11 protein-coding genes and 1 rRNA gene are annotated in these 13,541 nt (G+C 47.3%); 9 read left to right on the top strand and 3 right to left on the bottom strand.

Annotated elements, in window-relative coordinates:
* The first annotated feature begins 47 nt into the window (after positions 1-47).
* From VBY75_RS05795 to VBY75_RS05775, 5 genes are all read left to right on the top strand, one after another.
* Positions 48-575 carry a carboxymuconolactone decarboxylase family protein gene (locus VBY75_RS05795; protein ID WP_199493889.1) on the top strand — a complete coding sequence of 176 codons (528 nt, stop codon included), beginning with the start codon at positions 48-50 and terminating at the stop codon, positions 573-575.
* A gap of 130 nt (positions 576-705) precedes the next feature.
* On the top strand, positions 706-1,938 hold the full coding sequence (locus VBY75_RS05790; RefSeq protein WP_278358106.1) for a Zn-dependent hydrolase: 1,233 nt from the start codon (positions 706-708) through the stop codon (positions 1,936-1,938).
* Between the two features lie 66 nt (positions 1,939-2,004).
* Positions 2,005-3,435 carry a cytochrome c oxidase accessory protein CcoG gene (gene ccoG, locus VBY75_RS05785; protein ID WP_278356492.1) on the top strand — a complete coding sequence of 477 codons (1,431 nt, stop codon included), beginning with the start codon at positions 2,005-2,007 and terminating at the stop codon, positions 3,433-3,435.
* A complete protein-coding gene (locus tag VBY75_RS05780) occupies positions 3,428-4,432 on the top strand; it encodes a serine/threonine protein kinase (protein WP_054489045.1) in 1,005 nt (334 codons plus the stop codon). Before ccoG ends, VBY75_RS05780 begins: the two co-directional genes overlap by 8 nt.
* A 12-nt stretch (positions 4,433-4,444) precedes the next feature.
* Positions 4,445-5,062, top strand: coding sequence for a thiol:disulfide interchange protein DsbA/DsbL (locus VBY75_RS05775; protein ID WP_199493885.1), 618 nt, complete (start codon positions 4,445-4,447; stop codon positions 5,060-5,062).
* A 1-nt stretch (position 5,063) separates the two neighbouring features.
* Here VBY75_RS05775 and VBY75_RS05770 read toward each other — a convergent pair whose 3' ends face one another.
* Entirely contained in the window at positions 5,064-6,299 is a 1,236-nt protein-coding gene (locus VBY75_RS05770) for a mechanosensitive ion channel family protein (protein ID WP_054489049.1), read from the bottom strand.
* A 12-nt stretch (positions 6,300-6,311) separates the two neighbouring features.
* The gene (locus tag VBY75_RS05765) at positions 6,312-7,223 is read right to left on the bottom strand and encodes an acyltransferase (protein WP_199493884.1); all 912 of its coding nucleotides are present in this window, start codon (positions 7,221-7,223) and stop codon (positions 6,312-6,314) included.
* 116 nt (positions 7,224-7,339) lie between these two features.
* On the opposite strand from VBY75_RS05765, the gene VBY75_RS05760 reads away from it, so the two are divergent.
* The 3 genes from VBY75_RS05760 to VBY75_RS05750 are packed head-to-tail and all read left to right on the top strand — an operon-like array spanning position 7,340 to position 12,445.
* Positions 7,340-7,939 (top strand): ImuA family protein, encoded by a 600-nt coding sequence (locus VBY75_RS05760; RefSeq protein ID WP_416511494.1) that lies wholly within the window; start codon positions 7,340-7,342, stop codon positions 7,937-7,939.
* The gene (locus tag VBY75_RS05755) at positions 7,939-9,342 is read left to right on the top strand and encodes a Y-family DNA polymerase (RefSeq protein WP_416511492.1); all 1,404 of its coding nucleotides are present in this window, start codon (positions 7,939-7,941) and stop codon (positions 9,340-9,342) included. Before VBY75_RS05760 ends, VBY75_RS05755 begins: the two co-directional genes overlap by 1 nt.
* 1 nt (position 9,343) lies before the next feature.
* On the top strand, positions 9,344-12,445 hold the full coding sequence (locus tag VBY75_RS05750) for an error-prone DNA polymerase (protein WP_416512170.1): 3,102 nt from the start codon (positions 9,344-9,346) through the stop codon (positions 12,443-12,445).
* 1 nt (position 12,446) lies between these two features.
* Here the strand turns inward: VBY75_RS05750 and VBY75_RS05745 are convergent, their stop codons facing one another.
* Entirely contained in the window at positions 12,447-12,995 is a 549-nt protein-coding gene (locus tag VBY75_RS05745; RefSeq protein WP_054489059.1) for a gamma carbonic anhydrase family protein, read from the bottom strand.
* A gap of 476 nt (positions 12,996-13,471) precedes the next feature.
* Between VBY75_RS05745 and VBY75_RS05740 the strand changes: the two genes are divergently transcribed.
* Positions 13,472-13,541: ribosomal RNA gene (locus tag VBY75_RS05740) — 16S ribosomal RNA — on the top strand; the annotation flags it as partial.

The raw sequence follows: 13,541 nt of genomic DNA, 5'->3' as shown, positions 1-13,541 counted from the left end.
GCCATCGGCGCTCGCTAGGCACTTTTACAGTATTTCAGGAGTTAAGCATGGCAATTGCAGACTACAAACAATTATTGGGTGATCACAGTAAAGACACCAAACTAAACCTGTCGAGCTTGTTCTCAAATGTTGAGCAGTCAGGTTTAACAAATGACCAGTTCTACGGCACAGCACTTTCGCTGGTTTACACCTTGTCGAACGACGAGCTGACTCAGGCCGTGGAAGAAGAAGCCGAAGGCAAAATTGAAGAAAACGTTAAGACGGCGGCAAAAACAGCAGCGTCATTAATGGCAATGAATAACGTCTATTATCGCTTCCTGCATTTATCGAGCGATAAACAGTTTTCTAAGCTTCCTGCGGGGCTCCGCATGAACGCAATGGCGAACCCGGGTGTGGATAAAGCCGACTTTGAGTTGTTCTCACTGGCGGTATCGGCACTGAATGGTTGTGGTATGTGTATTGATTCGCACGTACAAACCTTGCTGAAGCACGACGTTTCAGCACAAGCAATTCAATCGTCAATTAAGTTGGCGGCGGTACTTAATGCAGCCTTAACTGCACGCAAACTGTCGTAAACCCTCTAGGGGCTCCCCTTTGCCCCGTGCAACCTTTGCCCGTACCTTTTGGTGCGGGCTTTTTTATGGGTGCCTTTTTGTTGCTCCGTAGTTTATGTCCTACGCTTATAACAGAAGCTAAGGAGGTACTATGCTGAGTATTAATTCAGACCGCTTAAAAAAATCCGTGCTTGAACTGTCCAATATTGGTTATAACGAAACTGACCACGGCGTGTATCGTTGGGGTTTTACTGATGCCGACATGGAGGCGCGCCAGTGGATGATGAACCAGGCAAAAGCCGAAGGGTTTGAAACCTTTATGGATGGTGCCGGTAATGTGTTCTTCGGTATTGGTGACTATCTTAAAAAACCTGCCGTTCTTACCGGTTCGCATTTAGATACGGTTCCGGCCGGCGGTATTTTTGACGGCGCTCTGGGCGTGTTGGCCGGATTCGAAGTTTTGCGCTCGATCAAAGAAAATGACATTAAATTGAAGCATCCTGTATGGGTGGTCGGCACTGCCGAAGAAGAAGGACGCTTTGGCGGTATGATGGGGTCACAGGCTATTGCCGGTGTATTAAACCCTGACTGGCTTATGTCCGCTCATGATGCTGACAATGTGTACCTAAAAGACGCCATGGCCGCTCATGGAATGAATGTGATGGATGCTCTGGACGCCGCATGGCCACCGGAGCGCCTGAAAGCCTTTTACGAATTACACATTGAGCAAGGGCCGGTACTTTTTCAAAAAGAAATTACCATTGGTGCCGTGGAGGGCATATCCGGTGTTTTCAAATGGATAGTGCACTTAAAAGGTAAAGCTGACCATGCCGGTACAGCACCGATGAACATGCGCAGCGACGCCTTCATGGGGTTGGCTGACTTTGCTCATGAAATTGAGCGCATTATTGCAGAAGACGGTACGGACAAAACGCGCATTACTGTGGGTAAAGTGGACTTAAAGCCGGGCAGCCCGCATACCGTACCCGGAGAAGCCGTATTTACTATTGTCGGTCGTGATATGAGCCCGGATGTGATGAAAGAGCTCGCGGATTCTTGTAATAAGGCGTTGTCAGCCATTGCCCGTAAACACCGCTTAAAATTTGAGTATGAACAGGTAAGCTGGCTGAATCCTCAAGCATGTTCAGAGAAACTGACAAAGCAGATAGAAGAGAAGGCAAAAGCAAGAAAGTATTCGTGCCTGAAAATGCCCAGTGGGGCTGGACACGATGCACAGTTTTTTACTGAAATTACAGAGTCAGGGCTTATTTTCATTCCGTCTGTAAACGGTGTCAGTCACGCGCCCGATGAGTGGTCGCACTGGCATGATGTGGAAGCTGGTTGTAACATACTTTTTGATTGTATTATTGATTCAGCTCAGTGAGCTGCGCAAACAGTTAGGATCCGTTATACTGTGCGCACCTCGCCGTGATACTAAGTGGTATTGTTCATGGAACAAAAGATAACGGTTCAGTCCGCCGATAAAGTTAAAATTCAACGTCCGGACGGGCAAAAGCACAACAATAACTATTCCCCTCGTAGCCGCATTTATGTGCGCGACATTAAAGGTGCGATGGAGTACTTCCGCCGTAGCTTTGGCTTCCTGCTACTGGCAGTTTTTGCCATTATTCCCTGGCTCACCTACCAGGGCGAACAGGCGGTTCTGCTCGACATTATGGAGCAGCGCTTTCGTATTTATGGTTTAACGCTTTGGCCACAGGACTTTACCGTTGTCGCCTGGTTTGCCATTGTGGCCGCCGTTGCGCTGTTTTTTGTGACCACTATATTTGGGCGTGTCTGGTGTGGCTTTATGTGCCCTCAAACAACCTGGACCTTCATATTTATGTGGTTTGAGAAAAAGTTTGAAGGCCCCCGCAATAAGCGTATTAAGCTGGATGAGCGCAAAATGGACTTTGATAAGTTCTGGCGTAAAGCCGGTAAACAAACTGGCTGGATTCTGGTGGCTCTATTAACATCCATGACCTTTGTCGGCTATTTTACCGATATACGCGAACTCTTCCTCAATTTCTTTACTCTGGATGCTGGCTTCTGGGCAACATTCAGCGTTCTGTTCTTTACTTTCTGCACTTATGGCAACGCCGGGTACATGCGCGAGATTATGTGCACGCACATGTGTCCTTACGCGCGTTTCCAGTCAGCTATGTTTGATAAAGACACCTACACCGTGTCGTATGATGCAGAACGCGGAGAGCCGCGTGGTCCTCGGTCACGTAAAGCCGACCCGGCGGAGAAAGGCTTAGGACACTGCATCGACTGTTATATGTGCGTTCAGGTTTGCCCGACAGGTATTGATATTCGAAATGGGCTGCAATACGAGTGCATTGACTGCGGTGCCTGTATTGATGCCTGTAATGACGTTATGGATAAAATGAACTATCCGAAAGGGCTTATCCGCTTTACCACAGAGCGTAACCTGGCGGCCAAAGACAAAAAGCAGAAGACCAATCCGTGGCGAATGAAAAGTATTGGCTACTTTATTATGGTTCTGGCGGTGAGCGCGGTATTGGTCTGGGATATTGCCAGCCGAGTCCCACTGGAAGTTGATGTATTGCGAGACAGGAACCAGCTTTTCAGAGAAAATATTGAAGGCCAGATTGAAAACGTCTTCACCTTAAAACTGGTTAATAAATCTCAGCAGGACATGACTTACCGCATAGAGGTCAAAGGTTTTGAACAGTTCGAACTGATTGGTGACTCCACTAAACAGGTTTCGGCCGGTGAGGTTGGCACATTGCCGGTAACGGTAGCGGTTCCACCCTCTTTATTGAAAGAACAGGTCACAGAGTTTTACTTCGTGGTAACAGCGGTTGATAATGCGGATATAACTAATACGCATCAGAGCCGCTTTTTATATGAGTAATCTTACAGAGAACGCGTCTGACTTTGCTTTTCAGGGGCTGACGCCGGATCTTGTTGTTAATGCGTTAGAAAGTGTCGGTTTGTATCCTGCTTCGGGCTTGCTGGCGCTGAATAGCTATGAAAACCGGGTCTATCAGTTTGCTGATGATGATCGCAAACGCTATGTGGCAAAGTTCTATAGACCTCAGCGCTGGCGCACTGAGCAAATAGAAGAAGAGCTGGCGTTTGTCGAGGAGCTGGCGCAAGCAGAGGTTCCGGCCGTATCCGCTTTACTGCTGCAGAATAAGCGCCTGCATGAGTTCGAAGGCTATCGCTTTTGTGTTTACTCAAGCATTGGAGGGCGGGCATTTGAGCCTAATGACCTGGATGAGCTTGAACGCCTGGGGCGTCAAATTGGACGCATGCATGCAGTGGCTCAGGCGGGCAAGTTTAAAGTGCGGGAAACTATCGACTATGAAGGTTTTGTGGAGCAGTCCGTGGCGGAGTTACGGCAATCCGCTTTATTACCCGCAGAGCTAAAAGACGCCTTTTTTGCCATTCTTGATCCCTTAAGTGAGCGCTTACGTTCTACACCTCTGCAAGACTTTGATTATCAGCGTCTGCATGGCGACTGCCATATTGGTAATATTCTGCAGTATGAGGAAAAACTGACCTTTGTCGATTTTGACGATTGTCGCTCAGGACCTGCGGTCCAGGACTTATGGATGATGCTTAATGGCCCGCATCAGGAGCAGACTCTGCAGATGGATGCGCTGCTTACTGGTTATGAAGATTTTTGCGAATTTGATACCGCGCAGTTGATATTAATTGAACCTTTGCGCAGTTTCAGAATCATTCAATATATGGCATGGTTATCGCGCAGGTGGCAAGATAGTGCTTTTCAGAGAGCGTTCCCCTGGTTTGCAGAAAGCCGTTATTGGGAACAGCAGATTCTGGCATTGAAAGAACAATTAGCGGGGCTGGATGAAGCGCCGCTGAACCTTGGTTTTAACGGATAACAGGAAATGACAATGAAAAAGTGGTTAATGGGTTTTGCCGGAGCATTAATGGTAGCAGCAGGTTTTGCTCAGGCTCAGGATTTTGAGGAAGGTGTTCACTATGAGGTGATAGCCGATGAAGCGACCAGTAAACCGGAAATTACCGAGTTCTTTTCTTTTTACTGTGTTCATTGCTACCGGTTTGAACCCATAGCAAAAGAAATGAAGTCTGAATATCCGGAAGCTTTTAAAAAGGCGCATGTGTCGTTCATCAGCCCACGGGGCAATGTGGGTGAAACCATGACTCAGGCTTTTGTGGTTGCACAAAAGCTGGATAAAGAAGAAGAACTGTCCGCTGCTATATTTGACTATAACTTCAATAAAAACAATATGCTGACCAGTAAACAAGACATTCGTAATGTTTTTGTGGTCAATGGTGTTTCTGGTGACGAATTTGATAAAGCCATAGCGAGTTTTAGTGTTCGTGCTGCAGCCGCTAAAATGGACCGCCGCGCCAGTAACTTAGGGGTTAACGCAACACCGACCTTTATCGTCAACGGTAAGTATCAAATGCTGCCACAGGGTTTCCGTGACAGCGACAACTTCCTTGAAGATTTTTCTAGCCTGGCCGGTTATCTGCTGGAAAAATAATTCAGGACTCCGGTTTGTACTGACAATAAGCGCCTTCTCCATTCTGCGAGAAGGCCTGATTATTGTTTAAAAACTGATAGTTCTTCAGTCCAAAGTCCGGCATAACACTGTACAAGTATTCCACAATAGAACTTTGTACTGCCTCGTATTTCATCCAGTCGATTTGCTTACAAAAAGCATAAATTTCTAAAGGGATACCGGCAGCCGTCGGCTGCATTAATCGAGCCATGAGTGTGAGGTCTTCTCGGACTTGTTTATGGTTTCTAAGGTAATTATCAGTAAACACTCTAAAGACGGTTAAATTACTGACCGGCTTTTCCAGTTCATTAGCCTCTAACCAGTCTTCTGCGGACTGTTTGAAGTGCTTTTTAGCCAACTCATCCAGTTGCTCGTCGGAAAGAATTTTGGAACTGTCGAGGTCAATCATCAGTGATCGGCGCATGCGACGACCTCCGGTATTAACCATTCCCTGCCAGTTTTTAAAGGATTCGTGAATCAAAACATAAGTCGGTAAATAAACAATGGTTTTATCCCAGTTTTCGACTTTTACTGAAATAAGCCCAACTTCTTGCACTGTGCCATCAACACCGTGGTCAGTCAGCTCTATCCAGTCCCCTATGGCAACCATGCGGTTAGTCGCCAATTGTACTCCGGCAACAAAGCCCATTAAGGTATCTCTGAAAACCACCATCAAAATAGCGGTCATTGCACCGAAGCCACTTAGTAGGTACATGGGCGACTTGTTCATAATAATGGCAATGGTAATAATGATAGCCATCAGCACCAAAACGAGCTTGGCTACCTGTATAACCCCCGTAATTGGGACTTCTCTTGCTTTATAGGTGTAGTCATAGGCAATTGAAATAACGTTAGCTAAGGCGGTAAGAATACTGGTGATAACCCAGGTGAGGTAAACCCCTACAACGGTACGTAGCGGCGACTGCCAGCTTTCGAAGTCATCAATAAACAGAATAGGTATAAAGCTGTGTATTACGACAATAGGAGCCAGGTTTGCACAGCGCTTGAAAAAGCCACTGTTAACTAAAGCTTTATACCAACGCTCAGGTGCTTTGCTGAGTAACCGATCAATGGCGTGATCAATAATCCAACGGGCTAAGGCATAAGCAATGTAACAACCTATTAAAACGAGTAATGAGCTGATAACAAGACTCAGCTCTTGTAGGTTACTGTCAATTCCGAATTTTTGAAGCCACTCTTTTATAAACTCAAAGTCCATTATAAAACTCCCTTAGCGGGTGCTGTGAATTTCCTTACGCATTTCGTCAATGGTTTGGTCTTTTTGCTGCCAACGTTTATTCAGCCACTGTTGAAAGTGAGCCCTAAAAGCTTCGTCACTGGCGTAATCACCAATTAAGTCTTTAGTAATAGGCAATGTCTGTATATCAACATAGACGTTTTTCAGCTGTCCGCTTAATAGATGCCAGACTACCGGGCGCTTATCGTTCCCCGGATAAACAATGGTAATGTCCAGAATGGCTTCAAACTGACCGCCCATAATTTGCAGTGAGAAGGCGGTACCACCTGCTTTGGGAGGGAGCAAATTACGAAAAGGGCTTTGTTTTTTCTTGTGCTTTTCCGGAGTAAACCGTGTGCCTTCGCAGAAATTCACCACTGTTGTGGGAATGTGACGGAATTTAGCGCAAGAACGCGTTGTTGTTGCGATGTCTTTGCCTTTTAAATGGGGCTTTTTCTTTAGCAACTCTTTTGAATAGCGCTTCATAAAGGGCATATCGAGTACCCAGCAGCCCCAGCCAATAATAGGTACCCACATAAGCTGTGACTTTAGGAAAAAGCGTGGCATTGGCATATGGCGGCGGGTCAGGTGCATTAATACCAGTACATCGACCCAGCTACGGTGGTTTGCCATAACCATATACCAACCCTTTTCATGGAGTTCCAGGTCACCTTTAATGTGCCAGTCCATGCGTTGGGTCAGCTGAAACATCATCGACATACAGTATGCCCAGACTCTGAATAAGCCGTTTCCTAGCTGCGAACAAATGCGTTGAGGGGTTTTAAATGGCAGTAACACTTTAAAAACACCAATACCAATAATTGAAACACCAATAATAGCGGTGGTGATTAATCCCCATAAAAAGTTAATAACCACTCTGAAGGGAATAAGTATTGATGTCAGCATATCGCCCAGCCCTAACCATAAACAATGAGCAAATGATAACTGAAGCCAGGAATGATGTCTGTTGCTAACCAGTAAAAATTAATGATACTGTATATACGTACAGTATTGGAGGCGTTATGCAGACAAAGATTCAGACCCTTATCCAACAGGGGCTTATCTGGCATGGCCAGACGACAGACACTCAGGCAGCAACGCTAAGCACGGGGTTTAAGCAGCTGGACAAAGTGCTTGGTGGCGGGTGGCAATACCCGGGTTTGCATGAGTGGCAGCTACAAGCGCCCTTCTCTGAGCAGGCTTTGCTATTGCCGCTGGTAAAGCAGGCCGTGCAGCAGCATCAGCCCGTTTTCTGGATAAACCCTCCAGCCTGGCTGTCGGCGGCGGGGTTGCATTATTATGGCTTAAGCAAGTCGATGCAGATAGTCATTCAAACGAATGCAGAAAAAGCAGCCTGGGCTTTTGAACAGGTACTGCAAACAAAAAATGCCTTGGCACTGGGTTGGTTTGAGCAAAAAACAACGACAGCTCAGTGTGTCCGACGTTGGTATAAAGCGTCGCAAACAGGACAGATGGGTGTGGTCCTGAGTGAGCCAGCGGTTAATGAAGAAGCCCGGGCTTACTCTAATCGGTTACGTGTAAAGATGACCACAACAGGCGTCACGCTGGACTTGTTAAAGCGTAAAGCTGGCTGGCCATTGGAAAACGTAGCGCTTCAGTAATGTGGCTGTATTGTCATTTCCCTCAGTTGCTGCTGGATAACCGGGTTCGGTTACAGCCTGAGAGCAACACACTGCCTCTGGCGTTTCATCAGTTACAGGGCAGTCAGTCTGTTATTGTGCAGTGCAATGCGCGGGCATTGGAATGTGGTGTAAGGCCACAACTTCAGACTGTTATGGCAATATCGCTTTGTGAGCAGCTGCAGCTCATGGAGTATTCGTCAGAGCGTGAAGAGCAAGCCCTGCAGCAGTTGGCCACCCACTTGTATCAGTGGGCAGCCAAGCTGGTGTTGTACCCACCGCAAGGGCTGGCAATTGAGTTGAACAGCCTGGAACAATTGTATGGTGGGCGTAATGGCGCATTTAATGTCTTGGCGCAAAAAGTTCAGGAATTACCGGTTACTTCGCAGTTGGCTGTTGCAGAGAATTCATTAGCTGCGCAATTGTTAGCCGAATCTGGCTCTCCTGTTTCTCTTTTGGCTGAAAAGCAAGCTAATCTGCTGGCAGAGTTACCCATTCAGAATGCCGGTTTAAGCCTGAAAGCGCAGAAGCACAGCAAAGCTGCGGGGTTTCGTTTGCTGGGGGAGCTTATGCAACTGCCCGGAGGGGAAGTTGGCCGCCAATTAGGGTTGGAAACGTTATTGCATCTGGAGCAGCTGCAAGGGCTGAAGCAACAAAGTCATCACTTTTTTATGCCCCCGGAAAGTTTTCAGCAAAGCTTAGACCTGGTGACTGAGATCCCTCATTGGCAAGGGTTACTGTTCCCGCTAAAAAGGCTATTTGGGGAGCTGGAGAACTTTCTTTATCAACGGCAGAAAGTGGTACAGCAGGTAAAAGTTGAACTGCAGCATCGCAATGAGCCTCCTTCAGTTGTTCCGGTCGCTTTAGCTGAGCCGGGTTGGCGAGGGTCTAATTTCTTGTCTTTACTGCAGTTGAAAATGGAATCCATCCCTTTGCCGGAGCCGGTTATAGAAATTAGGCTGGTGGCGAATGAATTATTGCGTGCTGAGCAACACAATGAGCAATTTTTCGGAGCGCAACAGCATCGGCATGAAACTCTGCAGCTCATTAGCCGGCTACAGGCAAAGTTAGGCAAAAATGCCGTATTTTCTCCGGCAGTGAATGATGATCCTCGTCCTGGCTACAGTGAGGTTGCTCGTCCGCCCGGGGAAAAACCGCAAGCTTTATTGAATGCACCGAAACGCCCTCTTTGGATGTTGCGACCAGCACAAGTAACCTCGATAGATTTGTGGCAATTACAGCATGGGCCTGAACGGAAACATTGCGGCTGGTGGGACGCAGATGAAGTTGCACGGGACTACTGGATCGCGAAAGACAAATTAGGGCGTTTGGGTTGGATCTATTTTGAGTCTGACCAGTGGTATTTACAGGGTTGGTTTAGCTGAAATGTCATCGCCTTCTGTGCTTAATAAATTTGCGGAATTACACAGCCTGAGTCACTACAGCTTTTTACAATCTGCAGCGGCTCCGGAAGATTTAGTCATTCGGGCCGACGAATTGGGTTACACCGCCATAGCAATAACCGACGAATGCTCGGTGGCAGGCATTGTTAAAGCCTATCAGACGTCAAAGGAACGTCGCATTAAATTCATTGTTGGCAGTGAGTTCCGGCTGCCTGAGCTGGGGACCATAATATTGCTCGCCCCTACTCGCGAAGCTTATGCTCAGCTTTGTAAAAAAATCACGTTGTTTCGTAGTCGCAGCGAGAAAGGTCATTACCAGGCCAATATTGACGATTTTTTTAACGGGCTCTCTTTATGTTTTCTGCTCTGGCAACCTGACTTCAGACAGGCTCAACTAATTGCTATTGGCGAAAAGCTTAAATCGGTATGGAAGCAACGGTTTTGGTTATTGTACGAGCGTCATTATCAGGCTGACGATGAAAAGAACTTTCACGCTATGACTGAGCTGCAACGAGCACTTAAGGTGAAAGTAACCTGTGCGGGAGGCGCCCGTATGGCAACGACAGAACAGCAACCGTTATACGATATTCTGAACGCTATTGCGCAGGGAAGTTCGCTGGCAGAACAGCCGGGTTTAGCCAGCAATAACGCAGAACATCGTTTACGTAGCTTAAGTGAGCTGCAGCAATGCTACCCAGAAAAGTGGCTGGCAGAAAGCGTAGCTATTGCCGACCAGTGTCAGTTTTGTTTATCAGAGCTTCGCTACGAATACCCTGCTGAACTGGTACCTGATGGAATGAGTGCTGCAGAACACTTAAAGCAGTTAACCGAGGACGGCGCGCGTTGGCGCTACCCCGAAGGCGTGCCTCCATCAGTAAAGGCACTTTATTTGAAAGAGCTTAGTCTGATAAAAGAGCAGAGCTACGAGCCTTTCTTTTTAACCATTCACGACTTAGTTCGCTTTGCCCGTAAGCAGGGTATTCTGTTTCAGGGGCGTGGTTCGGCGGCAAACTCCGTCGTTTGTTATTGTCTGGGTATTACCGCGGTTAACCCTGCGCAAATTCAGGTATTGTTTGAGCGCTTCATTTCTAAGGAGCGGAACGAGCCGCCGGACATTGATGTCGACTTTGAGCACGAGCGCCGCGAAGAGATTATTCAGTACATTTACCGAAAATACGGTCGACAGCGAGCTGCCCTTGCGGCGACCGTTATTACCTATCGCTTTAAAAGTGCTTTTCGGGATGTTGGCAAAGCGCTGGGGTTTAGTGAGCAACAGCTGCAGTATTATCGAAGTCATTTGGATACGCGCGATAAAGAGCAAAGCTGGCAGCAACAGCTCGCGCAACAGCACCCTGAAGTAGCAAATTCGGTGCGGGGCCGACACCTTTTACATTTTACCGAGCAACTTATGGGCACTCCCCGACATTTGTCTCAGCATGTCGGTGGGTTTGTCATTGCTGCCGATGACTTATCACGGCTGGTTCCGGTAGAAAATGCTTCCATGACGGAGCGAACGGTTATTCAGTGGGACAAAACAGACCTTGAAAGTCTCGGGCTGTTAAAAGTGGATGTACTGGCGCTGGGCATGCTCACTGCGTTACGAAAAATGCTGGCGCTTATTAACTTGCGCTATGACCAGCAATTCACCATGGCAACCATTCCGCAGGAAGACAGTCGGGTTTATCAACAGTTGCAAACGGCCGACTCTATGGGGATTTTCCAGATAGAATCCCGGGCGCAAATGAACATGTTACCGCGATTAAAGCCAAAGACTTTTTATGACTTGGTCATTCAAATTGCGATTGTCCGGCCTGGCCCTATTCAGGGTGACATGGTACACCCTTTTTTGCGACGTCGGGCCGGTCTGGAAGCCGTGAACTACCCCAGCGATGAAGTAAAGTCGGTATTAGAAAGAACCCTGGGTGTTCCTATTTTTCAAGAGCAGGTAATTAAGTTGGCTATGGTTGCCGCTGGTTTTAGCGGTGGAGAGGCAGATCAGCTTCGACGCGCGATGGCCTCATGGGGACAAAACGGCCACTTAACCTGCTTTGAAGACAAGCTTATCAATGGCATGTTGGCGCGCGGCTATAAACAAGAGTTTGCCGAACGACTTTTCAAGCAAATTTGCGGTTTTGGACAGTATGGTTTCCCTGAGTCTCATTCTGCCAGCTTTGCCAACCTGGCTTATGTGTCGTCCTGGTTTAAAACCTATCATCCGGCGGCTTTTTATGTGGGCTTGCTTAATAGTTTACCAATGGGCTTCTATTCGGCCTCGCAATTGGTACAGGATGCACAGCGCCACGGCGTTGAGTTTCTATCGGCAGATATTAATTTGAGCCACTGGGATTACCATTGGTTACCTAAAGAAGATACGAGCTCTGTTGAAACCGTGCGTATGGGGTTAAGGCAAATTCAGGGGGTATCTGAAACAAGAATCATACAGGCACTGAATGAAAGACCGGAAAGTGGCTTCGCCAGTATTCATGAGTTAAGGCAAAGTGGGCTGAGGGACTCCGATATCAGCGCCCTAGCCCGTGCCGATGCTTTGCAGAGTATCGCAGGCCATCGACATCAGGCGCACTGGCAAAGTGTTTCCATAAGTGATCAACAAATGCCGCTATTTGCGAATGTAAAAGATCAGCCCGCCCGGGAACTGCCTGCGCCCCATGAGTCAGAGAACATAAAAGCCGATTACGAATCAACGGGTCTGACTTTAGGCCGGCATCCATTAGCTTTACTGAGAAACTCTCCGGAATTAAAAAACTGTGTCATGGCCAAAAACCTGATAACTTGCCGTTCTGGCCAGGTGCTCACACTGGCTGGCTTAGTGACCTGCCGACAAAGGCCCGGAACCCGTAGCGGGGTCACCTTTTTAACGCTGGAAGATGAAAGCGGAAACAGTAATGTGGTGGTGTGGGCGCACACCGCTCGTCAATTTCGGCAGTGTTTCCTGACCAGCAACCTGCTTTGGGTAAAAGGTATTGTCGAAATTCACGAAGGTGTGGTGCATGTTATTGCAGGCCGGCTAAAGGACTTATCCAGTCTGCTGAGTTTTTCCCGGCTTGAAAGCCGACGCTTCCATTAAATTAAGAAACCGGGCTCACCTGTAAAAGGTAGTCATCTTTAAGGTCAACGTAATTTTGCGCCGACTGGCTTAAAAAGTTACTTTCACTACTATTTAAGCGGCGTTTCTTCTCAGCCGGACTGCCAACATATAAATAACCGCTTTCTAAGCGTTTTCCCGGAGGGACTAAGCTGCCGGCACCAATAATGACATCATCTTCTACGACAACGTCATCCATAATAACTGCGGACATACCCACCAGAATGCGATTGCCCAGGCGGCATCCGTGCAGCATACAGTGGTGGCCTACTGTGACATCGTCACCAATGACCAGAGGATGCCCTTCTGGGTTCGAGTTCGATTTACGAGTGACATGTAATACCGTGCCATCCTGAATATTTGTACGCTTACCAATGGTCATGCTGTTGACGTCACCACGCGCGGAAACCATAGGCCAGACACTACTGTCATCACCAATGGTGATATTGCCGACAATAACGGAGCTGGGATCCAAATAAACCCGCTCCCCAATAACTGGTTCATATTCATGGTAACTGCGGATATCTGCCATAAGTGTGCTCCTAAGTTAAAAAGCTATTAAGACCTTTATAGCAGATAGAGAATAATAGGTCATGTTTGGCCTTGCTTTGGTGAGAAAAGCAGCGTGTTGCCGAAACTTTACGCAGTCAGCAAAAAAACAGTTATAAAGGCATAAAAAGCGCTTGACGGGGCGAGTTAAATCTCTAAAATGCGCTCCACGTTCGAGGCAGGCAACGAAGCCGCCGAAAACCTAAGTTTTCTAAAAAAACTTTTTTCAAAAAAGTATTGACGGAAAACACACGGTGTGTAGAATACGCACCTCTCGCAGCCAAGGCTGCTGAGAAACGCTCTTTAACAATACTATCAAGCCAAGCAAACTGTGTGGGCACTTGCAGAAGTAAGCAAACAGAAATATTTGTATTGCAACTTTTGAATGAGTGTTCAGCAAGGTTTCATAAATGAAGCTAAGCAAAAACGCGTAATTCATTGAGTTGATTGAACTACTTTTAATTGAAGAGTTTGATCATGGCTCAGATTGAACGCTGGCGGCAGGCCTAACACATGCAAGTCGAGCGGT

The organism is Idiomarina sp. HB, assembly GCF_048059115.1.
In the GTDB taxonomy this organism is placed as follows: Bacteria; Pseudomonadota; Gammaproteobacteria; order Enterobacterales; family Alteromonadaceae; genus Idiomarina; species Idiomarina abyssalis.
This window is presented reverse-complemented; position numbering and strand designations above follow the sequence as displayed.